This window comes from Pseudomonas sp. R1-43-08, from assembly GCF_003852255.1.
Lineage (GTDB): Bacteria > Pseudomonadota > Gammaproteobacteria > Pseudomonadales > Pseudomonadaceae > Aquipseudomonas.
The window spans coordinates 4519650-4543077 of record NZ_CP027734.1; the positions used below are offsets into that span (position 1 = coordinate 4519650).

At 60.6% G+C, this 23428-nt stretch carries 12 protein-coding genes and 1 pseudogene; 7 read left to right on the top strand and 6 right to left on the bottom strand.

Features of this window, described 5'->3' with window-relative positions:
* The first annotated feature begins 53 nt into the window (after positions 1-53).
* The gene (locus C4J87_RS20710) at positions 54-4727 is read left to right on the top strand and encodes a dermonecrotic toxin domain-containing protein (protein ID WP_124368243.1); all 4674 of its coding nucleotides are present in this window, start codon (positions 54-56) and stop codon (positions 4725-4727) included.
* A gap of 65 nt (positions 4728-4792) precedes the next feature.
* On the opposite strand, the gene C4J87_RS20715 is transcribed toward C4J87_RS20710, so the two are convergent.
* Positions 4793-5104, bottom strand: coding sequence for a YqfO family protein (locus C4J87_RS20715; RefSeq protein WP_124368244.1), 312 nt, complete (start codon positions 5102-5104; stop codon positions 4793-4795).
* 4 nt (positions 5105-5108) lie between these two features.
* Positions 5109-9005, bottom strand: coding sequence for a phosphoribosylformylglycinamidine synthase (purL, locus tag C4J87_RS20720; RefSeq protein WP_124368245.1), 3897 nt, complete (start codon positions 9003-9005; stop codon positions 5109-5111).
* Between the two features lie 286 nt (positions 9006-9291).
* Here purL and mltF point away from each other — a divergent pair, with 286 nt between their 5' ends.
* The 3 genes and pseudogenes from mltF (at position 9292) to C4J87_RS20735 (ending at position 14207) form a co-directional block, all read left to right on the top strand.
* The gene (gene mltF, locus C4J87_RS20725) at positions 9292-10752 is read left to right on the top strand and encodes a membrane-bound lytic murein transglycosylase MltF (protein WP_124369020.1); all 1461 of its coding nucleotides are present in this window, start codon (positions 9292-9294) and stop codon (positions 10750-10752) included.
* A gap of 168 nt (positions 10753-10920) precedes the next feature.
* Positions 10921-11094: pseudogene (locus C4J87_RS20730) on the top strand (UTRA domain-containing protein); the annotation flags it as partial.
* A 65-nt stretch (positions 11095-11159) separates the two neighbouring features.
* Positions 11160-14207 carry a membrane-targeted effector domain-containing toxin gene (locus C4J87_RS20735; RefSeq protein WP_124368246.1) on the top strand — a complete coding sequence of 1016 codons (3048 nt, stop codon included), beginning with the start codon at positions 11160-11162 and terminating at the stop codon, positions 14205-14207.
* Positions 14208-14275: 68 nt separating this feature from the next.
* On the opposite strand, the gene guaA is transcribed toward C4J87_RS20735, so the two are convergent.
* The 4 genes from guaA to C4J87_RS20755 all read right to left on the bottom strand — a co-directional run bounded on the left by guaA (position 14276) and on the right by C4J87_RS20755 (position 19093).
* Positions 14276-15853 carry a glutamine-hydrolyzing GMP synthase gene (guaA, locus tag C4J87_RS20740; protein WP_124368247.1) on the bottom strand — a complete coding sequence of 526 codons (1578 nt, stop codon included), beginning with the start codon at positions 15851-15853 and terminating at the stop codon, positions 14276-14278.
* An 81-nt stretch (positions 15854-15934) separates the two neighbouring features.
* Positions 15935-17404, bottom strand: coding sequence for an IMP dehydrogenase (gene guaB / locus C4J87_RS20745; RefSeq protein WP_015885726.1), 1470 nt, complete (start codon positions 17402-17404; stop codon positions 15935-15937).
* Positions 17405-17638: 234 nt separating this feature from the next.
* Positions 17639-18187: a sugar ABC transporter ATPase gene (locus tag C4J87_RS20750; protein WP_124364282.1), complete on the bottom strand. Its 549-nt coding sequence runs from the start codon at positions 18185-18187 to the stop codon at positions 17639-17641.
* Between the two features lie 138 nt (positions 18188-18325).
* Positions 18326-19093, bottom strand: a complete 768-nt coding sequence (locus tag C4J87_RS20755) for a sulfite exporter TauE/SafE family protein (RefSeq protein WP_124368248.1) — start codon at positions 19091-19093, stop codon at positions 18326-18328.
* 123 nt (positions 19094-19216) lie between these two features.
* Here C4J87_RS20755 and xseA point away from each other — a divergent pair, with 123 nt between their 5' ends.
* The 3 genes from xseA to leuA all read left to right on the top strand — a co-directional run bounded on the left by xseA (position 19217) and on the right by leuA (position 23425).
* Positions 19217-20596 carry an exodeoxyribonuclease VII large subunit gene (gene xseA / locus C4J87_RS20760; RefSeq protein ID WP_124368249.1) on the top strand — a complete coding sequence of 460 codons (1380 nt, stop codon included), beginning with the start codon at positions 19217-19219 and terminating at the stop codon, positions 20594-20596.
* A gap of 3 nt (positions 20597-20599) precedes the next feature.
* On the top strand, positions 20600-21421 hold the full coding sequence (locus C4J87_RS20765; protein WP_124368250.1) for a peptidoglycan DD-metalloendopeptidase family protein: 822 nt from the start codon (positions 20600-20602) through the stop codon (positions 21419-21421).
* A 324-nt stretch (positions 21422-21745) separates the two neighbouring features.
* On the top strand, positions 21746-23425 hold the full coding sequence (gene leuA, locus C4J87_RS20775; protein ID WP_124368251.1) for a 2-isopropylmalate synthase: 1680 nt from the start codon (positions 21746-21748) through the stop codon (positions 23423-23425).
* Positions 23426-23428 lie beyond the last annotated feature (3 nt).

Consider the following 23428-nt stretch of genomic DNA (forward strand, 5'->3'; position numbering starts at 1 on the left):
ATGCGCTATCCGCCCGTCTACGTTAGACGCATCAACCAACAGGGAAGATTGGCATGCGCACTACGTTAGAACTCTCTCCAGCGATTCAACAGGCCAGCGCATCACGCGACTATCTATCACCATTATTTGCCGCCCGACCGCGGCTGACGGCGGTGGCTCAGTCATTGCTCCAGGAGTGGATCAAGGACTGGGCGATGGGCAACTCGTTACAAGCCAGCGACCTGTGGGTGGGGGTGCAACGGGAGGGCGCGGGACCAGGCTTCAGTCAGCTTCAAACCTTGAGTGGTGCCCTGATTCGGCGCTGCATGAGTCGAGAGCCGTTGAATTACACGCCTGGGCACCATCGTTTGCTGGCCAGTTCGACAACCTCGGGACCGGTGTCAACGACGGGGACCGAAGCCGTGTCGATCGATGACATCGAACTCATGCTCAACACCTTGGCACCCGAGTTGGGAAAGGCGTTTACTTCCCATTTGGTAGCGTATTGGAACAGTGCAGTGCCCGCGAATGCCTCACTGACACGCTGGCGGGCCGTAAGCAATCATCTGCACTTGGGTTTACAGCGGGCACGGCAGAATCCGCCGTTAAACTCGTTAGAGCGGGAGATGCTGTTGGGGGACGAGGCGTACGTCACACGTCAGGCAAACCGCACAGGAACTACGTGGGACAATAACGGGCTGCGGTTCTATCAGGTGTATGCCGCCAGTGAAGGACAACCCGGCCAGTGGCCTCCCCTGCTGGTACTGCGCCGACAGGTAAACCAGCAGGAGGTTGTCCTCGTCTACATCCCGCCCATTCAGCTGTTGAAACTCGATCAGTTGGCGGATGTGGGCGCCTTGTTACCCCGCTATATGAGCGAGTACACCCCGGGGCTGTCGATCCAGTGGGTCCTCAAGGAGATTGATAGCAACCCCTTCGATTACCTGGCGCAAAGCCTGTTGGAAAAACAACTCAGGGACTTGGCCCGCATCGACTGGTCGCAATACGCCGAAATCGCCGACTATGAGCAACTGTTCAAGGACCTCACCGACCCACTGGCCTGGTTCGATCCCGACCGCAACACCCCGTTGATCAATGAGGAGCAACTACCTCTCTGGTTGCAGACCGCCTCGACCGCTGATCGCCTCACCTATGGTCAGTTGCTTTCCCGACTGACTCAGGTGCAACAACGCACAGCCGGGGCCGGATTCATGGATGGGCTTGACCCGATTGATGTGTATGCCCGCAAGGCCCTGCAACGCCAGATGGCGCTGGATTATCCACAGGAAGTACTCATTAACCCGGACGACTACCGGCTGACCTTTACCCGAACCCAGGGTGGCACGGTGGGCTGGACGCAGCAAACCGTTCTGACCCTGACGCAATCTGCGCTGGAAAACCCTTTCGCCACGCCCTATGCCCGTGTAGAGATCAGCAATCAGGCAGAACCCGGTTACGTACCCGATTGGTGGATCAAGCCGACCTACCTCAAGAAACTGATCGAAACCGTCAATGTAGGCCGGCACTATCCGGCGCTCCTCAAGGATCGCTTGATTCTGAACGCTGTCGAGTCCGGTCGGCGCCGGCGGTTGTTTATCGACCAGATGACCGTCCAGTTGCCCTTGCAGGCGCTGGAGTATTGCCTCAGCAAGCGGCAAGGCGTCACGTTTTCCGGCTTTCAGGTAGTCCGGGCGCTGCTGGCGGATGAACCGGCACAGCGTCAGATCGACGGAGAAGCCATCGTCGCGCGCCCCCTGGCATTCCTGACCTACGAGGGAAGTGCTGCACACAGGGCCGGCAATATGTTTGTGATTGGCCCCCGTGACAACAGCACGCTGCCGCATATTCTCTATCGCCCTGGCCACACTGAAGCCCTGCGCCAATTTCCCAGCCGGGAAGCACTGCTCCAGGCAATTGCTCAAGGCGATAGCACATTACAAGGGGCGGTATTGGAGAGCTTCTCCGAGCAAGATCGAGCGTTGTTCCATAACGGCGGGTTTATGCAGCCCCACACCCAGCGCTTTCTGCAAGGCGATGAACATGAGCCGTTATATACCCCCAGCCCGGTATTGCTCAGTGATACACCCGTGTCGGGGGATTTCCTGGCCAGCGTATTTGATGAAAACGCCAGGAGCCTGTGGCAGCGCGCGGAAAAACAGTCGACCTCCAATGAAGCGTTGCGCTGGACACTCTTCACGAATGATCTATGGCAGGTGTTCGGCGCCTTTTTACCGCTGATAAGGGGCCTGGTGGCGACGGCTGGATGGCTGTACACATTGCTGAGCAGCCTGCACACGTACGTGAGATTACCGCAAGAGGCTGATCCAACAGCCCGGGCCGATGCACTGGCAGAGCTGCTCTCCAGTGTATCGGCGTTGCTGCTCAATCATGCACTGACGCTGGACGAGCGCCTGGCGGTGAATCCCGCAAAAATGCCCATCAGGCCCAGACTTATAGAAAGCGACTTCAGTCCGCCCGTGCTTCATAAAAAAACTCCATCGACAATTGCGTGGCAGCGTCTGCATGCAGACATAACAGAAATGAATTTGTCCTGGTCCGATCCATCCGGTCAACCGACGGGGAGGCTGAAAACAGCATTGGAAACCTTCAAGTGGCGACCGGCTGCGGGTGAACAGTCGCCGGACATTCTCAAAAACGTTGAAAGAACCGGGCCACTGAGAGGTCTGGTCAGCAGACCCGTTACCGGAGCTGAGCCGCATCATCTCGCAGTCCTTCAAGGGGCACTGTACGCCGTCAAGAAGTTCGAGGGGTGTTTACGAGTGGTCGACCTCAAACAACCGGGACGCTGGGGCCCTTGGATCAGGCGCAATAACAGGGGGGTGTGGACCATTGATTTGCAAATGCGCTTGCGCGGCGCTGGGCCGAAAAAAACAGTGGCGGCCCGGCGAGCGCAAATCCAGCACTACAATCAAGAGCTGCAAAACAAATACCACGATGTGACAGCCCGGTTGATGACGGCTGAACGGGCCGTGCAGATAGCCTCCACACTCGATGAAAACCCCGCGCTTTCCATACAGCAACGGCCGGCAATCAGGGCAAGCCTCGTCAGCAAGCTCGAGGAACAGATGCGTTTTCAATTCGAGAAGTTGGATCTGCTGTACGCAAAAAACCACAACCAGCCCCTCCCCGGATTCGAGCAGGAACTGATACAGCAACAGGAAGCCCTGGTAGACAACCTGCGACATCAAATGGCTGTAGTCATTCAGGAGCGCCACGACGCTGCTCCGTCGAAAGCCGTTCAGAATCAGTGGCTGGAACAACTCGATGAGACCGACGAGGGCACCGCCCAGGCGGCTCATAAAAACATACAGGACTACCTGGGCAAGGTTGCGGGTTTTAACGACCGACTGATTGAGTTGAGCACGCTGGAAAAAAACAACCTGCAGCAGCTGATGTCCGTCCCCGGGTTTGATCTGTCACGCAGCACGTTGGCACAGGATCCAGTACAGGCAGCACCGCTTGACTGGATGTTCGCACAATTGGACGTGTACAAGAGCCTGATTTTGAGGCGGCCGCCGCTGCCCGAGGAGTTTGATGACTTTGTGCACCTCAAGCAGTTATGTGACAGCGTGATGCTGGCCACCGCGTCGCAAAAGTACGTGCAAGCCCCTGGCCTCGTCTCGCCTGAGCTACGGATTAGCGGGCTTGAAAAACTCATTCATGAGTACACGGATACCCAGTCCTGGCTGATTTACTATAAGCAGGCCCAATCAGGACTGATAGACCCTGAGCATTTAATGGGGCTCTGGCGCCAGATCGACAAAGTAAGGCAGATGGCGGAACAGAATCTGGCCTTAGCCATCAGTGAGCAATCGCACATCCCTGAACGGCAACCGACACCCACTCCGAGCCTGAGCCCGGGCAAGCGAGTGATACGTGACCGCAAACAGCGGGTCTGGGTCGGCCAGGAGCGCGAGCGCACCCCGGAGTTGGGCGTAGAAATCATGGATGTTATCGGACCTGTCGATAACCAGCCGGTGATCAGTTTTCGCAAGAACGCTACGACGGAGGAGTGGGAGGAGAATATCGTGCCCAAAAAACCGTCCTTCAGACCCGCTCGGTCGCTGAAAAAACTGCTGGCTGACGCAAGAGATTTGCTGTCCAAGGGCCCCTCCACGATAAGTCGAGAGCAAAAAGAATCACTGAAATCCAAAACACCGAACAGTACCGAGGCACACCTGGCTCGCCTGGCCGACGCAATGGATGAGGTGGCAGGGAAAATTCGTGACATCTGGGCGCAAGATCCTGCAAGAAAAAAAGCGGCCGACGAACAGCTGGTCGATAAGCTGACCCAGGATGCCACCGGCCTGCGGGAGCAAGGTCGATTGCTTCGAGTTGCCATCATCGAGCGCAATCTACCTAACGAAGCGGGGATTGAATACTTGAAGGCTCAAGGGGAAATCGACATTTCCCTTATAGAAGGACGGGTCAAACTCAAGTCAGAAAACGACTACTTGCAAGAGTATGTGATTCATAAAAAAAACCGGCAGGTGCTGGCCTATGCTCACTTCCACTATTCAGCGGCTGATACCGCCAACCCTCAGTTCAACGCCGCCCATCTGAAATTGCCGGAACAGCGCTACCTGAGCTTTGCTAGCCTGGCCGTGCAACCGAAGGAGAACATACTCCCAATCTACTACAGCCGTATCAGCCCCAGGCTGGCCGAACCGCTGTTTCTGAGCGTCACTCGTTCAATCAAGCGCCACGGGAGGAAGGACTATTGGTAAATGACGCCTAATAAAAAACCACTGGCCAATCAGGCCAGTGGTTTTTTGTTTTTACAGCTACCGGATCAAAAATCCGCCAACTGCCACACCTCATACGCGGGTGTTTCATAGGGATGGTTGAGCTTCAACGCGGCCACTACCGCCACGATCAGCTCATCCGCCACTACCAATTCAACTTTCCATTCCTGGACCACTTCAACCTGCCCGACCTGACCGATAAACGGCTGGCTGCCGTCCATTGGCCGGAACTGGCCGCGGCCCAGCACCTGCCAGGCGCAGCTGTCGTAGGTGCCGATGCGCCCGCCGCCGGCGGCGAAGACGGCGGTTTTCACCGTCTCCACATGGCTGTCGGGCACAAAGAAGGCAAGCTTGTACACCGCCTTAGTTCACCCACACGCGAGCGTTACGGAACATGCGCATCCAGGCGCCGTCTTCGTTCCACTCTTCCGGGCGCCACGAGTTCTGCACGGCGCGGAATACGCGCTCCGGGTGCGGCATCATGATGGTCACGCGGCCGTCGCGGCTGGTGAGGCCGGTGATCCCGCGCGGCGAGCCGTTCGGGTTGGCCGGGTAGTTCTCGGTGACCTTGCCGTGGTTGTCGACGAAACGCAGGGCCACGGTGCCGGACAGGTCGGCTTCGAGCAGGGCTTCTTCGCTGGCGAACTCGGCATGGCCTTCACCGTGGGCGATGGCGATCGGCATGCGCGAACCGGCCATGCCTTGCAGGAAGATCGAGTTGGACTCCTGCACCTGCACCATGGCGACACGGGCTTCGAACTGCTCGGAACGGTTACGCACAAAGTGCGGCCAGAACTCGCTGCCCGGGATCAGTTCGCTGAGGTTGGACATCATCTGGCAACCGTTGCACACACCCAGGGTGAAGCTGTCGTTGCGCTCGAAGAAACCCTGGAACGCATCGCGGGCACGGCTGTTGAACAGGGCAGACTTGGCCCAGCCCTCACCGGCACCCAACACGTCGCCGTAGGAGAAACCACCGCAGGCCACCAGACCTTTGAACTCATTGAGGTCAACGCGACCGGCGAGGATGTCGCTCATGTGCACGTCGATCGCATTGAAGCCGGCACGGTCGAACGCCGCCGCCATTTCCACCTGGCCGTTGACGCCCTGCTCGCGCAGTACGGCAACCTGTGGGCGAATGCCTTTCTTGATGTAGGGCGCGGCGATGTCCTGGTTGACGTCGAAGCTGAGCATGGTGCTCAGGCCCGGGTTGTCTTCTTCCAGGATCACGTCGAATTCCTGCTCGGCGCAGTCGGCGTTGTCGCGCAGGCGCTGGATCTGGTAGCTGGTCTCGGCCCACTGGCGTTGCAGCAGGCGGCGCTGGCCGGTAAAGACCGTGTCACCGTTGAACGAGATATTCACTTCGCCGTTGTTGATCGGCTGACCGATCACCGCCACGCACTCTGCCAGGCCAGCGGCGCTGAACTGTGCAAGAACGTCTGGAGTCGCGTCCTGACGCACCTGGATCACCGCACCCAGCTCTTCGTTGAACAGGATGCCGTTGATTTCGGCAGCATCCTCGGCAACGCTGTCGAGCACGATGTTCAGGCCGCAGTGACCGGCAAACGCCATCTCGACCACGCTGGTCAGCAAGCCGCCGTCGGAACGGTCGTGGTAAGCCAGCAGGTGGCCGTCGGCGTTGAGGCCCTGGATCACGGCGAAGAAGGCTTTCAGGTCTTCAGCGTCGTCGACATCCGGCGCGTGCTTGCCGAGCTTGCCGTGGGTCTGCGCCAGGATCGAGGCGCCCATGCGGTTCTGGCCACGGCCCAGGTCGATCAGGATCAGGTCGGTGGTGCCCTTGTCCATGCGCAGTTGCGGGGTCAGGGTCTGGCGAATATCGGTGACCGGTGCGAACCCGGTAACGATCAGCGACAGCGGCGAGGTGACGCTCTTGTCGGTGCCGTCTTCATTCCAGCGAGTGGCCATGGACATGGAGTCCTTGCCCACCGGAATGGTGATCCCCAGTTCAGGGCACAGCTCCATGCCGACGGCCTTGACGGTGTCGTACAGGCGCGCGTCTTCACCGGGGTGGCCGGCAGCGGACATCCAGTTGGCCGACAGCTTGATGTCGGACAGCTTGCCGATGCGCGAGGCCGCAATGTTAGTGAGGGTTTCGCCGATGGCCATGCGGCCCGACGCCGGCGCGTCCAGCAAGGCCAGCGGTGTGCGTTCGCCCATGGCCATGGCTTCACCGGTGTAGACGTCGAAGCTGGTGGCGGTGACGGCAACGTCGGCCACCGGTACCTGCCACGGGCCGACCATTTGGTCACGGGCCACCAGGCCGGTGATGGTGCGGTCGCCGATGGTGATCAGGAAGCTTTTGCTCGCCACGGCCGGGTGGTGCAGCACGCGTTCGATGCTGTCGGCCAGTTCCAGGGCGCTTGGGTCGAAATCATCGCCCAGCTCGGCTTCACGTACCGCCGAACGGTGCATGCGCGGGGCTTTGCCCAGCAGCACTTCCAGCGGCATGTCCACCGGGCTGTTGCCGAAGTGGCTGTCGGTCACCGTCAGCTGCGGCTCGGCAGTGGCTTCGCCGACCACGGCAAACGGGCAGCGCTCGCGCTCGCAGATGGCCTGGAAGCGCGCAAAGTCTTCAGGGCCGACCGCCAGTACGTAACGTTCCTGGGATTCGTTGCTCCAGATTTCGTGCGGGGCCATGCCCGGCTCGTCGTTTGGAATGTTGCGCAGTTCGAAACGGCCACCGCGCTCGCCATCGTTGACCAGTTCCGGGAACGCGTTGGACAAGCCACCGGCACCGACGTCGTGGATGAAGCTGATCGGGTTCTTGTCACCCAACTGCCAGCAACGGTCGATGACTTCCTGGCAGCGACGCTCCATCTCCGGGTTTTCGCGCTGTACCGAGGCGAAGTCGAGGTCGGCCGAGCTGGTGCCGGTGGCCATGGAGGAAGCCGCGCCGCCGCCCAGGCCGATCAGCATCGCCGGGCCGCCGAGCACAATCAGCTTGGAGCCGACCAGGATCTCGCCTTTCTTGACGTGTTCTTCACGGATGTTGCCCATGCCACCGGCCAACATGATCGGCTTGTGGTAGCCGCGCACTTCATCGCCGCGAGGGGTGGTGATGGACTGCTCGAAGGTGCGGAAGTAGCCGGTCAATGCCGGGCGCCCGAATTCGTTGTTGAACGCGGCGCCGCCGAGCGGGCCTTCGATCATGATGTCGAGCGCGGTGACGATGCGCTCGGGTTTGCCGTACGGCACTTCCCACGGCTGTTCGAAGCCCGGGATCTGCAGGTTGGACACGGTGAAACCGGTGAGGCCCGCCTTGGGCTTGGCGCCACGGCCGGTAGCGCCTTCGTCACGGATCTCGCCGCCGGAACCGGTGGCTGCGCCGGGGAACGGGGCAATCGCGGTCGGGTGGTTGTGGGTCTCGACCTTCATCAGGATATGCACCGGTTCCTGCACCGCGCCGTACTGGCGGGTTTCAGGGTCCGGGAAGAAGCGGCCGGCGACGGAGCCGACGATCACCGAGGCGTTGTCCTTATAAGCCGACAGAACCCCTTCGCTGTGCATCACGTAGGTGTTCTTGATCATGCCGAACAGGCTTTTTTCCTGGCTTTCGCCGTCGATGTCCCAACTGGCGTTGAAGATCTTGTGACGGCAATGCTCGGAGTTGGCCTGCGCAAACATCATCAGCTCGATGTCGTGCGGGTTGCGCTTCAAGCCGATGAACGCGTTGACCAGGTAGTCGATCTCGTCTTCGGCCAGGGCCAGGCCCAATTCGGTGTTGGCCTTCTCGAGGGCGGCGCGGCCACCGCCCAGCACGTCAATCGCGGTCAGCGGCTTGGGTTCGGCGTGGCTGAACAGGCCGGCAGCCTGTTCCAGCTGGCTGACGATGATCTGGGTCATGCGGTCGTGCAGGCTGCCGGCGATCAGCTCGGCCTCGGCGTCGCTGAACTGGCCGGCAACGTAGAACGCGATACCACGCTCCAGGCGCTGGATGCTCGAGAGGCCGCAGTTACGGGCGATGTCGCTGGCCTTGCTCGACCAGGGCGAGATGGTGCCGAACCGTGGCAGAACCAGGAACAAGCGGCCGGTCGGCTCTTGAACGGGAACGCTGGGGCCGTACTTCAGAAGGCGTGCGAGCACTTGCTGTTCGTCGGCGGTCAAGACGCCGGCTACGTCGGCGAAGTGAGCAAATTCAGCATACAAGCCTGTAACAGCTGGAACCTTCTGGCTCAGTTGCTTGAGGAGTTTGCTGTGGCGAAAGGCAGAAAGGGCAGGAGCGCCGCGCAGGATCAACATCTTCGGGACAGCCTCGGGAAGGGGTGTGCTTTGAGGCCGTGCATTCTAGCGTAAACCTTCGCCAACGGCACCCGAAACGCTACCGGTGGCCGCTGCCGAACGTCAGTTGGCACGGTTTGCACGGGGCCCTGGGGTGATCCACGGCACCGGGCGCAGATATTTTAACCGTCACAATCGGGCGCCAAGCCACGTTTCTGCGGGCTGCAGCACAGTTTTGGCGGCGCTAGCAGACAAGTCCACCGCTGTCGAGATATGGCGCCGTGGGCCGTTTGCGTATACTGCGCAGATGTTCTCCCCAACTGTTTTGCGCCCGCGATGCGCCAAATGGCTCATCGCCACCGGACTCTTCCTGATGCTCAGCGCCTGTGTTGATAAACCCAGCACGCTCGAGCGAATCAAGGAGGATGGCGTATTGCGGGTGGTTACCCGGAACAGCCCGGCGACGTATTTCCAGGACCGCAACGGTGAAACCGGTTTCGAATATGAGCTGGTCAAGCGCTTTGCCGATGACCTGGGCGTTACGCTTAAAATCGAAACCGCCGACAATCTGGATGACCTGTTCGGCCAGCTGGGCAAGCCCAACGGCCCGGTGCTGGCCGCCGCCGGCCTGGTCAGCAGCGAACAGCGCCAGCAACAGGTGCGCTTCTCTCACCCGTACCTCGAAGTCACACCGCAGATCATCTACCGCAACGGCCAGTCGCGGCCCACCAACGCGGCGGACCTGGTCGGCAAGAAGATCATGGTGCTCAAGGGCAGCACCCACGCCGAGCAGTTGGCGGCGCTGAAAAAGCAGAATCCTGCCATCGAATACGAAGAGTCCGACGCCGTCGAGGTGGTCGACCTGCTGCGCATGGTCGACGAAGGGCAAATCGACCTGACCCTGGTGGACTCTAACGAAGTCGCCATGAACCAGGTGTACTTTCCCAACGTGCGGGTGGCGTTCGACCTGGGCAACGCCAGCAACCAGAGCTGGGCCGTGGCCGCTGGTGAAGACAACAGCCTGCTCAACGAAATCAATAGTTACCTGGACAAGGTCGAGAAGAACGGCACCCTCCAGCGTCTGAAAGATCGCTATTACGGGCACGTCGATGTACTCGGCTACGTCGGCGCCTATACCTTCGCCCAGCATCTGCAGCAGCGCCTGCCCAAGTACGAGAAGCACTTTCGCGCCTACGCCAAGGAAGAAAAGGTCGACTGGCGATTATTGGCGGCCATCGGCTATCAGGAATCGCTGTGGCAACCGGCAGTCACCTCCAAGACCGGCGTGCGCGGCTTGATGATGCTGACCCAGAACACCGCCCAGGCGATGGGCGTGTCCAACCGCCTGGATGCCAGGCAAAGCATCATGGGCGGCGCCAAGTACCTGGCCAAGATCAAGGACGAACTGGACGACAAGATCGCCGAGCCCGACCGCACCTGGTTTGCCCTCGCCGCCTACAACGTCGGCACCGGCCACCTGGACGACGCGCGGCTGCTGGCGAAGAAGGAAGGCCTGAACCCGAACAAGTGGCTGGACGTGAAGAAAATGCTACCGCGCCTGTCGCAGAAGCAGTGGTACAGCAAGACGCGCTACGGTTATGCCAGGGGCGGCGAACCGGTGCATTTTGTGGCGAACATCCGGCGCTACTACGACATCCTGACCTGGGTGACCCAGCCGCAGTTGGAAGGTAACCAGGTGGTCGAAGGCAATTTGCATGTGCCGGGTGTGGATAAGACCAAGCCGCCGGAAGACACCCCGCAGCTCTGATGATCGTTCCCAGGCAGCGTGTGAGAATGATCAATAAAAATATTGGTTTGGCTTCTGTAGAAGCGAGCTTGCTCGCGTTAACGATTACGCAGCAATACTGGTTTAACGCGGCGCTCTCAGTTTTTTCGCGAGCAAGCTCGCTCCTAAAGAGCCACGACGCCAACGGCCATCGAAGCCGTGCCTCGCAGCAAGGACGACCAGGCACATTTAGACCTCGATGGCCAAAGCCATGTGATCGTGGTGAGTAACCAGACGTTTTTGCAGGATGGCCGGCAGTTCGAGTACACCGAATCACGACACACCCTGGATAAGTTCTACTTCTGCGATATCGCCAGGCGATAATTATCTACCCGCCGCCCTTCTGAAGCGCTTGGCATGCTCGGCTCTCCCCCCTCAAGGAGAGCAGCATGCCGCTTACCGACACGTCCCCCGCCGCCCAGCAACAACTCAAGGCCCTGGCTCCCGTGGTGCTGGATGCCTACCCGAATATGCAGACGATGGCCATCGAAACCGCCCGTGAGATTCTCACCAAACATGGCCTGGCGGATCTGGACCCCGATCATGTGTACTGGCACCGCTTCAACGGCGGCTACAGTGACCCGGCGACTTATACCGGTTGGAGCCATAACGAAAAACCGCAGGAGTCGATGACGCTGACGCAGTTGGTCATTCACCGCTTCAATGTGCATGACCAGGACAATGCCGACCTGCTCGACGGCGACGGTGGCTTCTATCTCGACGGGCCCGAGGCGCGGCTGTTCGATCACCACAACGAAGTGCGGCTATCGGCCCGAACAGTGCTCGACGATTTCTGGGCGATCAACTTCTGTGATCGCTACACCACCCGCATGGAGGACTTCTGGAGCGCCCACTTCGACGACTTCCGCACCCTGGCCAAGGTCAACTGCCTGGCCCAGGCGCTGCAAGCCCGCCAGGCCGGGCACCTCACCGAGCCCCAGCTGCAAACGGTCCTCCAGGCCTTGGCCAGCAACTTGCCCTGGCCCCCGACCCTGTCCAATCTGCACGCCGAGTCACCTACGGTGGATGGGCTGCGTGTGGCGGCGCTGGATATCGGTGGGCATATCGCCACGGACATCCTGCGTATCGTCGACCACGCTGGCCGGCAAATCCTCTACGTCCCCGGCGACGCCCAGGCTTTCCATTGTTGCGAGACACCCGCCGACCTGCATTTCTGGCTGCTGAACCAGACCAATCATCCGGACAACCGCGCCCGGTTCATGGCCCACTTCCCGCTGTCAGCCCAAGTCCAGCAGGACGACACCGACGCCGTGACGTGGAAGCAGATGCTGCTCACCCCCGTATTGATCTATCGCACCGCCCAGGCTCTGACGGGTACCCTGCCGCCGGACTGGGTGGACAAGGGCCTGTACCACCAACTCGACCAGCTGTTTATCGACTGGGGCACCTGGAATCACCATCTGATCAACCAGACCGACCAGACGATTGAAGGCGATGCGTTTACCTGGCTGGCACAATCGAGCCAGGCACGCATGCACAACGATGCGGACTTCTCGCTGCGCAGCAACGGCGACCTGCGCAAGAAACTGTGGATCGGTTATCTGAATGCCTTTGGCAAAACCTTCGGCCCGATGGCGGTGGCGGGCTGGCCGGTGGCCTTGGTGGTCGTGGGGGCCAGCGTGGCGAATCTCGGCCTGAATATCGACCAGGCCATCAACGGTAAAACCCTCGCCGAACGCCGCGCCGGGGCGCTGGGCGCGATACTCAGCGCCATCGACACCCTGTTCAACCTGGCACTGCTGAAAGCCGACGGGGTCATGCCGGATATCGCCGAAGCGACCGAAACCCTGGCGGCTGAAACCCCGCCTCCCACAGAACGCCCTGCGCCACCGCCGATACCCGAACCTACGGTTCCCGCCGCCTACCAGACCAACCTGATACTGGAAGGCGAAACCCTGGATACCGCCCCCGGAAAGTTTCAGCAGATTTATTCCCTCAGGTCCACAGGCGGCATGCCCCAGCACGCCATCCTGCTGGACGATCAGGCCTATTACGTACGTTATGAAGGCGATCCCAATGGCCGTGGTTATTGGGCCATCGTCGACCCGAACAACCCTCATGGTTTTTCCGGATCACTGCCGGTGCGCCTGAATGAGTTCAATGAATGGGAGCGAGTGTCCGGCGGCACGGGCCTCAAAGGCGGTGGCGGCAACTCCAGTAAAGCGGCAAAGGAAGCGGCGCCCTCGCGCCACACACCGCCGCAACCTGTGGCTCAGCCGTCTGACGACGTGCGCAGGGTCACCACCCAATTCGATACCCCGCCATCGACGCGCCCGGAAGTAAAACGCTGGGCAATGGGGCTCAATGAAACTCACGTTCAAAGCCGTTTCGGTCGCATCGACCGTTTCACTCACTACTACGGCGCAACCCACCGCAAACTGCTGCAATTGGCGCAAGACTTCTACAACGAACTGCCCTGGACCCGGTTACCGGCTCGCCCGAATATTCCTGCCTTTGAACCCACCGCCACCCTTGATGAAGCCCTCGAGCGCCTGCCCGACGAGATACCCGGATACGTCATCGGCGAAACCCTCGATCGTGTCGCCAGCACCCGCCTGGTCATCGAAAAGATGCCACTCTTTGCGCGCAAGGGCGTCAAAACCCTGTACATGCGCCGCCTGCTCAATGACTTCGCCCAAGACGATTTGAACCTCTACTTCCGCACAGGGGTTATGTCCGAGGACCTGGAAAATCATCTGAGCCAATTGGGCACTGACCCGTCCGGGCAATTCAACGAACTGGAACTGGTCAAGGTCGCCAGGGACAACGGCATACGTGTTCAGGCAATCGACTGCGCAGCCCATTACAAATACCCCGACCCTGTCGCCGACCTGTCAGAACAAGTCACGAGCAATTACCTCGCCCACACCCTTATCCAAACCGATAGAGCCCTTAACGGTGGCGGTAAGTGGCTGGTACTGACGGGTGCGAGAAACATCAACACCTTCAATGGATTCGCCGGCCTCAGTGAGCTTGAAGGCGGCATCGGGCTGCGTGTCGAAGAGGTGCTGCCTGGGCAAGGTCACGATGTACGCCTGGACCCCGGTGTCGCCATGGATCGCGACAATGCGCCCCAGCTTGAAAGCACCGGCGATAGCTTCGACACTTTCCATGCCGACCTGCGAGTACAAGTAGAGGCGCCTCTGGTGCGGCGCACCGTGCAGCAAAACCATCGGCTGTTGTTTCGCAAGGGCATGTACCTGATAGATGAAAGCCAGGGCAACTACACCCTGCTACACCACAGCAGAGACAGGGGCATCGTCAGCACGCCCATCAATCGGCTGGCCGATGGCAGCGTCTACATCGACCGGCCGGCCTGGGCTGCCGTCCATAACGTGCACTTCCCAACGCTGGAAAAGCTGTCCAGTGCGCTCACTAACATGGGCATGAGCCTGCAAAGCCGGCTGCCCATCTGACAGACAATAAAAAACCTGGCCTCGGCCAGGTTTTTCAGTCACTCAACGCTGGCCATGTCGGCCAATGTTTATTCCCACTCAATCGTCGCCGGCGGCTTGCTCGACACGTCGTACGTCACGCGTGAAATGCCTTCGATTTCGTTGATGATACGGCCGCTGACGGTTTCCAGCAGTTCGTACGGCAGGTGTGCCCAACGGGCGGTCATGAAGTCGATGGTTTCCACCGCACGCAGGGCCACGACCCATGCGTAACGACGGCCATCGCCTACAACGCCTACGGATTTGACCGGTTGGAACACGACGAACGCCTGGCTGACCTTGTGGTACCAGTCGGCCTTGCGCAGTTCTTCGATGAAGATGTGGTCGGCGCGACGCAGCAGGTCGGCGTATTCCTTCTTCACTTCACCGAGGATGCGCACGCCCAGACCCGGGCCTGGGAATGGGTGGCGGTAGACCATGTCGTACGGCAGGCCCAGTTCCAGGCCCAGACGGCGGACTTCGTCCTTGAACAGTTCACGCAGCGGTTCTACCAGCTTGAGGTTCATTTCCTCAGGCAGGCCACCGACGTTGTGGTGGGACTTGATCACGTGGGCCTTGCCGCTCTTGGCGCCGGCCGACTCGATGACGTCGGGGTAGATGGTGCCTTGGGCGAGGTACTTGATGTTGTCCAGGTGCTTGGCCTGGGCATCGAAGACGTCGATGAAGGTGCGACCGATGATCTTGCGCTTCTTCTCCGGGTCGGACTCGCCGGCCAGGTTGTTGAGGAACTGCTCCTCGGCGTTGGCACGGATCACCTTGACGCCCATGTTCTCGGCGAACATGGCCATCACTTGCTCGCCTTCGTGCAAGCGCAGCAGGCCGTTGTCGACGAACACGCAGGTCAGTTGGTCGCCGATGGCTTTGTGCAGCAGCGCAGCAACCACGGAGGAGTCAACACCGCCGGACAGGCCGAGCAGCACGTTGTCGGTACCGACCTGGGCGCGCACCTGGGCGATGGCGTCTTCAGCGATTTTCGACGGCGTCCACAGGGCTTCACACTCACAGATGTCGAGGATGAAGCGCGACAGGATGCGCCCGCCTTGCTTGGTGTGGGTCACTTCAGGGTGGAACTGCACGCCGTAGTAGCGACGCTCATCGCTGAACATGCCGGCGATCGGGCAGCTCGGGGTGCTGGCCAGGATGTGGAAGTCTTCCGGCATCTTGGTGACCTTGTCACCGTGGCTCATCCACACGTCGAGGCCGAACAGGCCGTCGGCGTCGATGTGGTCTTCGATACCGTCCAACAGGCGGCTCTTGCCGACCACGTCAACCCGCGCATAACCGAATTCACGCAGCTCGGAGCCTTCAACCTTGCCGCCCAGTTGTTCGGCCATGGTCTGCATGCCGTAGCAAATGCCGAAGACCGGCACGCCCAGGTCGAATACCGCCTGCGGGCAGCGCGGGCTGTTGGCTTCGTGCACGGACTCGGGGCCACCGGCGAGGATGACGCCTTTGGGTGCGAATTCGCGGATCGCGGCGTCATCCATGTCGAACGGGTGCAGTTCGCAGTACACGCCGATTTCACGCACGCGGCGGGCGATCAGTTGGGTGTACTGGGAACCGAAGTCGAGGATCAGGATGCGGTGGGCGTGAATGTCGAGGGCCATGAAGTCAGTCTCGTCTAATGAATCAGAAACAACTCGGGGCTGAAAGAACAGCCCCGGTTACTTAACGTTTTGCTGGAAGCCTCAACCTACGCGGTAGTTTGGCGCTTCCTTGGTGATCTGCACGTCGTGGACATGGGATTCAGCCATGCCGGCGCCGGTGATCCGCACGAACTCTGGCTTGGTGCGCATTTCTTCGATGTCGGCGCTGCCGGTGTAGCCCATCGAGGAACGCAGGCCGCCCATCAGTTGATGGATGATCGCGCTCAGGGTGCCTTTGTACGGCACACGGCCTTCGATACCTTCCGGGACGAGCTTCTCGGCGCCTGCCGAGGAATCCTGGAAGTAGCGATCGGACGAACCTTGCGCCTGGGACATGGCGCCCAGCGAACCCATGCCACGGTAAGCCTTGTACGAACGGCCCTGGAACAGTTCGATCTCGCCCGGCGCTTCTTCGGTACCGGCGAACATCGAGCCCATCATCACGCAGGAAGCACCAGCAACGATGGCCTTGGACAGGTCACCGGAGAATCGGATGCCGCCGTCGGCGATCAACGGCACGCCGGTGCCTTCAAGGGCTGCGGCGACGTTGGCGATGGCGCTGATTTGCGGCACGCCGACACCAGCGACGATACGCGTGGTGCAGATCGAGCCAGGGCCGATACCGACCTTGACCGCGTCAGCACCGGCTTCGGCCAGGGCCTTGGCGGCAGCGCCGGTGGCGATGTTGCCGCCGATCACCTGCACGTCAGGGAAGTTCTGCTTGACCCAGCGCACGCGGTCGATCACGCCTTTGGAGTGACCGTGAGCCGTGTCGACCACCACCACGTCAACGCCGGCTGCGACCAGGGCCGACACGCGGTCGCCGGTGTCTTTACCGGTACCAACGGCGGCGCCGACGCGCAGACGACCTTGGTCATCCTTGCTGGCCAGCGGGTAGGCCTTGGCTTTTTCGATGTCGTTGACGGTCATCATGCCCTTGAGGGCGAATTTGTCGTCGACGATCAGCACGCGCTCGATGCGGTGCTTGTGCAGCAGTTCACGCACATCGTTCTTGTCGGCGCCTTCCTTGACCGTGACCAGACGCTCTTTAGGCGTCATCACTTCGCGGACGGTGACTTCAAGACGGTTCTCGAAACGCACGTCACGGGACGTAACGATGCCGACCAGGTCGCCATCGTGCAGTACCGGAACGCCGGAGATGTTGTGCAGGCGGGTCAGTTCGAACAGATCGCGTACGGTGGCGTCAGCTTCGATAGTGATGGGGTCTTTCACCACACCGGCTTCGTAACGCTTGACCTTGCGCACTTCGGCAGCTTGCTGCTCGATGGTCATGTTCTTGTGGATGATGCCGATGCCGCCTTCCTGAGCCATGGCGATGGCCAGACGGGCTTCGGTGACGGTGTCCATGGCAGCGGAAACCAGGGGAATATTCAGCTCGATGCCACGGGTTAGGCGGGTCTTGAGACTGACTTCGTTAGGAAGCACCTCGGAATAACCGGGCACTAGGAGAATGTCGTCGAATGTCAGAGCTTCTTGGCTGATACGCAGCATCGCGGGGGCTCCCGAGCGGGAAAATGGAAGCGCGCCATTATACTCAGACACCCCTCAGGTCTCAACGTAAAACTCTGACATATTTGGGAATAGTGATAGATGGAGAAATCTGGCTTCGCCTGATCGTTCCCGCGCTCTGCGTGGGAATGCCGCCTTGGACGCTCTGCGTCCGGCCGTTGAGGTGACGCGGAGCGTCACAGGATGCATTTCCACGCGGAGCGTGGGAACGATCACCTACAGCTCGACCTTGACCCAGGCGATCTTCTGGTCCAGCCAATCGGCAAATTCGTCGATAAAGCTTTGCTTGAACCCCGCCTCTGCCCAATTGTTGAAGATAAAGCCCAGGTTGGAAAACCCGCATTCCTGCAGGAACAGGAAGCCGTTGATGTCGTCTTCGTGCCCACACAGCGGGCAGGTGAAGTTGTCGGTGTGGCCGGGCATCCAGTCTTCCAGGCTGTCGAACAGGGCTTCACCGACTTCCTTGCGGCACTCCGGGCAGCCGGCTTCTTCAAGAAAACCCTTGGCCGGCGTATAGATGCAGCGTTTGTAGATGATTTCCAGGCCATTGACCGGTTCGTTGAACGGCAGCGCCTGCGGGTGCAGCACCACTGCGCGGGCGCCATCGGCCAAGGCGTAGGCCATGCGATTGCCGGTACGGCCGCAGGTGGTCAGTTCTTCCTTGATGATGTTCTTGCGCACCAGCCAGCGCACGATTGCCCGCGCGCGCGGCTCGTGGACGGGCAAGGTGGAGATTTTCGGGACAAGGATGCTTTGGGAGTTCATGGGAGTCCTGCGGTGTGGCTGCTGACGCTATCGGGGGCAAGCCCCCTCCCACATTTGAATTGTGAACACAGCTAACTGTGGGAGGGGGCCCCCGATGGCGCCCTGAAGGCTGGCAGCTTAATCCCTGCTCCACCCAGGTCAAGTACTCAAATACCGCCCAATCAACGCAATCCCGCTGGCCAGCACCAACCACGTCACCAACCGCACAAACGCCTCACGGGACATGCGCATCGTCAACCGGCGCCCGCACCACAGCCCCAGGGCCATCGCCGGCAACAGGCACACCGCCAACATCAGTAGCGGCAAATCGGCATACACGCCGGCGATCAGGAACAGGCTCAGGCGCACCACCGTGCTGCAACTGATCAACGCGCTTTGCGTGGCCCGCGCCGCGTCCTTGGGCAAACGGCTGTTCAGGTAGATCGCATATAAAAAGCCGCCGCTGCCGAACAACGCCCCAAACAAGCCGCCGACCGTGCCCATGGGAATCGACCAGCCCGCCGCCAACTGCGTGGGCCGCGCCTTCACCGCCAGGCTGTAGATCGCGTATGCGCTGATAAACAGGCCCATCAACAACAGCAGCAAGTCCGAATGCAGGTTGAGCAGAAACACCACGCCCAGTGTGCAACCAATCGCCATGCACGGCAGCAGTCGCAGCAATTCCGGTTTGCTCACGTCCCGACGTGTTTGCAGCAGGCCACCAAAGGCTGCGACAAAATCCAACAAGACCAACAGTGGGATGATCTTCGACAACGGCATGAACAGAATCAGCACAGGCCCTGCCACCAGCGCCGTACCAAATCCGGCGATACCGAAAACGATATAGGCCACGACGATACCGAGGCCGATCACCAGCCACTCAACCGCGCCGAACGACCACTGGCTCATCAGCTCAACCACATTCATGGGCAATTCCTTGAAAGAGAATGCCGACACTTTAGTCATCCGTGAGCATTGCGCCAGCACGAAGGGGCGCGCTGGTGGAGCAATTCTGCCAAACCTTGCGCGAATGCCTATAAACTGCGGCCCATGATTAAAGATCCTTTTGCCCGACTGGGCCTGGACCGCGAAGTCCTGACTGTCAGCCAGCTCAACGGCCGCGCGCGGGTGTTGCTGGAAGACGTGTTCACCAATATCTGGGTTGAAGGCGAAATCTCCAACCTCGCCCGCCCGGCCTCCGGCCATGTGTATTTCACCCTCAAGGACAGCGGCGCCCAGGTACGTTGCGCGTTGTTTCGAAACAACGCGGCGCGGGTGCGTCAGGCGCTGAAGGATGGCCTGGCGGTGAAGGTGCGCGGCAAGGTCTCGTTGTTCGAGGGGCGTGGCGACTACCAGTTGATCCTCGACACCGTGGAGCCGGCGGGCGACGGCGCGCTGCGCCTGGCCTTCGATGCCCTGAAGGAAAAGCTCAGCGCAGAAGGCCTGTTCAGTGCCGAGCGCAAGGTGCCATTGCCGGCGCACCCTCGGCGCATCGGCATTATCAGTTCGCCGACCGGCGCGGTGATTCGCGACATCATCAGCGTATTCCGCCGACGCGCGCCAAACATTGAACTGACATTGATTCCGACCGCCGTACAAGGCCGCGAGGCGATCGCGCAGATTGTGCGTGCGCTGAAACTCGCCGACGCCCGCGGCTTCGACGCGCTGATCCTGGCCCGTGGCGGCGGCTCGCTGGAAGACCTCTGGTGCTTCAACGAAGAAGCCGTGGCCCGTGCGATAGACGCCTGCGTCACGCCCATCGTGAGTGCCGTCGGGCATGAAACCGATGTGTCGATCAGCGATTTCGTGGCAGACGTGCGCGCGCCTACCCCGTCCGCCGCCGCTGAACTGCTGGCACCGGACGCCAGCCACCTGGTGCGCCAAGTGGAGAACCTGCATCGCCGCCTGGTGATGTTGATGCGCAACCGCCTGAGCCACAGCCGCCTGCGGCTGGAAGGCATGGCCCGCCGCCTGCGTCACCCGGGTGAACGTCTGCGCCAGCAGGCCCAGCGCCTGGACGACTTGGACATGCGCCTGCGCCGCGCCTTCGAGCGCGGCCTCAATACCCGTCGCGAACGCTTGATCCGCCTGGAAACCCGCCTCGCCGGCCAGCACCCAGGCCGCCAGTTGGCCCTGCTGCGCCAGCGCCTGGACAGCCTCGCCGAACGCCTGCCCCGGGCCATGCGCGAGGGCCTCAAGGCGCGACGCCTGCAGCTGCAGAGCCAGGTGCAGACACTGCAGGTGGTCAGCCCGCTGGCGACCCTCGGCCGTGGCTACAGCATCCTGCTCGATGAGCGCGGCCAGGCGATCCGCAACGCCGCGCAAACCCACACCGGCCAGCGCCTGACCGCGCGTCTCGGTGAGGGCCAACTGCAAGTGCGGGTGGAAGACAACCACCTGACGCCCGTCACCCTTTCGTTACTGGATTGACCGATGCCACGCTTTCTCAGCTTGTTGATGCTCCTTTGCCTGACCTTCAATGCCCACGCCGACAGCTACATCACGCGCCTGCTGAACAAGCCGGTGCCCGGTGGCGTAGCGGTGGTGGACCTGGGGCCTGCGGCAACGGCGCCCAAGGCCACCTACCTGAACAGACCGGTGCTGGTGGTAAAGGAGCAAAACAACTGGCTGGCGATTGTAGGGATCCCACTGACGGTCAAGCCGGGTACCGAACGCATCGTCCACGGCGGGCAGCAACTGCCGTTCGTGGTGGGATTCAAGAAATACCCCGAGCAACGCATCACCTTGAAGAACAAAAGCCAGGTCAATCCGGAACCGGCGCAACTCAAACGCATCGAGGCCGAGCTGGCCGTGCAGCTCAAGGCCTACCGCAGCTTCAGCCCGAATACGCCGAGCAACCTGCTGCTGGACAAGCCGGTCAACGGGCCGCTGTCGAGCAAGTTCGGGGTAAGACGGTTCTTTAATGGCGAGGAGCGCAATCCGCATTCGGGTCTGGATTTTGCCGTTGGCGCAGGTACGCCGATCAAGACCCCGGCGGCTGGCAAGGTGATCCTGACCGGCAACTACTTCTTCAACGGCAACACCGTGTTCGTCGACCATGGGCAGGGCTTTATCAGTATGTTCTGCCACATGTCGAAGATCGATGTGAAGGTCGGCGACCAACTGACGCGCGGCGCGGTGGTGGGCAAGGTCGGCTCGACCGGTCGAGCAACCGGGCCGCATATGCATTGGAACGTCAGCCTTAACGACGCACGAGTCGACCCGGCGATCTTCATCGGCGCTTTCCAGCCCTGAATGGGCCAATTGCGCGCCCAATAAAGGCTGCGCAATTAAAGTCAGCCGCCGCCTGATTTTTAGCCATAAAATCTCTATTCCTACGCGAATAGGAGAACTTATCTCAATTTTTCGCGACTGCTTGCCATCTTTCACCCCGACGGTTAGGGTTGGGCTTATGAAAACCTCTCACACCCTCATTCAGCTTCGTCAGCACCGCAGCCTGTGCCTGGTCAGCGCACGACTGCCAGGCTGAATCGATCTGCCTCGTCTTTAAGCTTTATCCCCAATAACAGTTCTACGGCAGGCCGCCTTTTCTCGGCCCCTACAACAAAGGATTTCCCGATGAGCATGCTCAAAGACCCGTCTTCGAAATACCGTGCGTTTCCGATCATCGATATCCCGGACCGCACCTGGCCGTCCAAAACCATCACCACTGCGCCGATCTGGTGCAGCTCGGACTTGCGTGATGGCAACCAGTCGCTGATCGAACCGATGGACGCCGCGAAAAAGCTGCGCTTCTGGAAGACCCTCGTGGCCGTCGGCGTGAAGGAAATCGAAGCGTCCTTCCCGGCCGCGTCGCAAACCGATTTCGATTTCGTACGCACCCTGATCGAAGACAACCACATCCCCGAGGACACCACCATCCAGGTGCTGACCCAGGGCCGTGAAGACTTGATCGCACGGACCTTCGAATCCCTGCGCGGGGCCAAGAAAGCCATCGTGCACTTGTACAACGCCACTTCGCCGTCGTTCCGCCGCATCGTGTTCAACCAGGACAAGGACGGCGTCAAGGCCATTGCAGTCAACGCCGCCAAGCTGTTCGTCAAGTACGCCGCGCAACAGCCGCAAACCCAGTGGACCTTCGAATACTCCCCGGAGACCTTCAGCGCCACTGAGCTGGAGTTCGCCAAGGAAGTCTGTGACGCGGTGATCGAGGTGTGGAACCCGACGCCCGAGCACAAGATGATCCTCAACCTGCCGGCCACCGTGGAATGCGCCACGCCGAATATCTATGCCGACCAGATCGAGTGGTTCGGTCGCCATATCAACCGCCGTGACAGCGTGATCATCAGCCTGCACACCCACAACGACCGTGGCACGGGCGTCGCCGCCACCGAGCTGGGCCTGATGGCCGGGGCCGATCGTGTCGAAGGCTGCCTGTTCGGCAACGGCGAGCGCACTGGCAACGTCGACCTGGTTACCGTGGCGCTGAACATGTACACCCAGGGCCTCGACCCGCAGCTGGATTTCTCCGATATCGACGGCGTGCGCAAAGTCGTCGAGGAGTGCAACCAGATCCAGGTGCACCCACGTCACCCGTATGTCGGCGACCTGGTGCACACCGCGTTCTCCGGCTCCCATCAGGATGCAATCCGCAAGGGCTTCGCTCAGCAGAAAGACGACGCGTTGTGGGAGGTGCCGTACTTGCCGATCGACCCGGCAGACATCGGCCGCAGCTACGAAGCGGTAATCCGTGTGAACAGCCAGTCGGGCAAGGGCGGTATCGCCTACCTGCTGGAGCAGGAATACGACATCAGCCTGCCACGCCGCATGCAGATTGAATTCAGCCAGGTGGTACAGGCTGAAACCGACCGCGTCGGCCTTGAAATGACCGCACCGCAGATCTACGCCTTGCTGCAACGCGAATACTTGCAGGCCAACACCCCGTACGCGCTGGTCAGCCATCGCCTGCAGGAAGAAAACGGCAACAGCTACGTCGAAGTGGAAGTCTCCGGCAAGGGCCAAGGCGAGACCAACCTGCACTGGAAAGGCAAAGGCAACGGCGCGTTGGAAGCGCTGGTGGCGGGCTTGCCGATTGGTGTGGAGATCATGGACTACAACGAGCACGCGATTGGTGCGGGTACCAACGCCAAAGCGGCGGCGTACATCGAACTGCGCGTAAATGGCGAGCGTCCGGTGCATGGCGTGGGGATTGATGAAAACATCACCACCGCGAGCTTCAAGGCGCTGTTCAGCGCGCTGAACCGCTCGTTGAGCCAGCAGGAAGCGAAAGCGGCGTAAGCA

Bases quoted from the DNA above. Each gene is read 5' to 3' on its own strand.
- guaB (WP_015885726.1), bottom strand. From the start codon at position 17,404: ATGCTGCGTATCAGCCAAGAAGCTCTGACATTCGACGACATTCTCCTA.
- C4J87_RS20750 (WP_124364282.1), bottom strand. From the start codon at position 18,187: ATGAACTCCCAAAGCATCCTTGTCCCGAAAATCTCCACCTTGCCCGTC.
- leuA (WP_124368251.1), top strand. From the start codon at position 21,746: ATGAGCATGCTCAAAGACCCGTCTTCGAAATACCGTGCGTTTCCGATC.
- C4J87_RS20755 (WP_124368248.1), bottom strand. From the start codon at position 19,093: ATGAATGTGGTTGAGCTGATGAGCCAGTGGTCGTTCGGCGCGGTTGAG.
- C4J87_RS20765 (WP_124368250.1), top strand. From the start codon at position 20,600: ATGCCACGCTTTCTCAGCTTGTTGATGCTCCTTTGCCTGACCTTCAAT.
- xseA (WP_124368249.1), top strand. From the start codon at position 19,217: ATGATTAAAGATCCTTTTGCCCGACTGGGCCTGGACCGCGAAGTCCTG.
- purL (WP_124368245.1), bottom strand. From the start codon at position 9,005: ATGTTGATCCTGCGCGGCGCTCCTGCCCTTTCTGCCTTTCGCCACAGC.
- guaA (WP_124368247.1), bottom strand. From the start codon at position 15,853: ATGGCCCTCGACATTCACGCCCACCGCATCCTGATCCTCGACTTCGGT.
- mltF (WP_124369020.1), top strand. From the start codon at position 9,292: ATGTTCTCCCCAACTGTTTTGCGCCCGCGATGCGCCAAATGGCTCATC.
- C4J87_RS20710 (WP_124368243.1), top strand. From the start codon at position 54: ATGCGCACTACGTTAGAACTCTCTCCAGCGATTCAACAGGCCAGCGCA.
- C4J87_RS20735 (WP_124368246.1), top strand. From the start codon at position 11,160: ATGCCGCTTACCGACACGTCCCCCGCCGCCCAGCAACAACTCAAGGCC.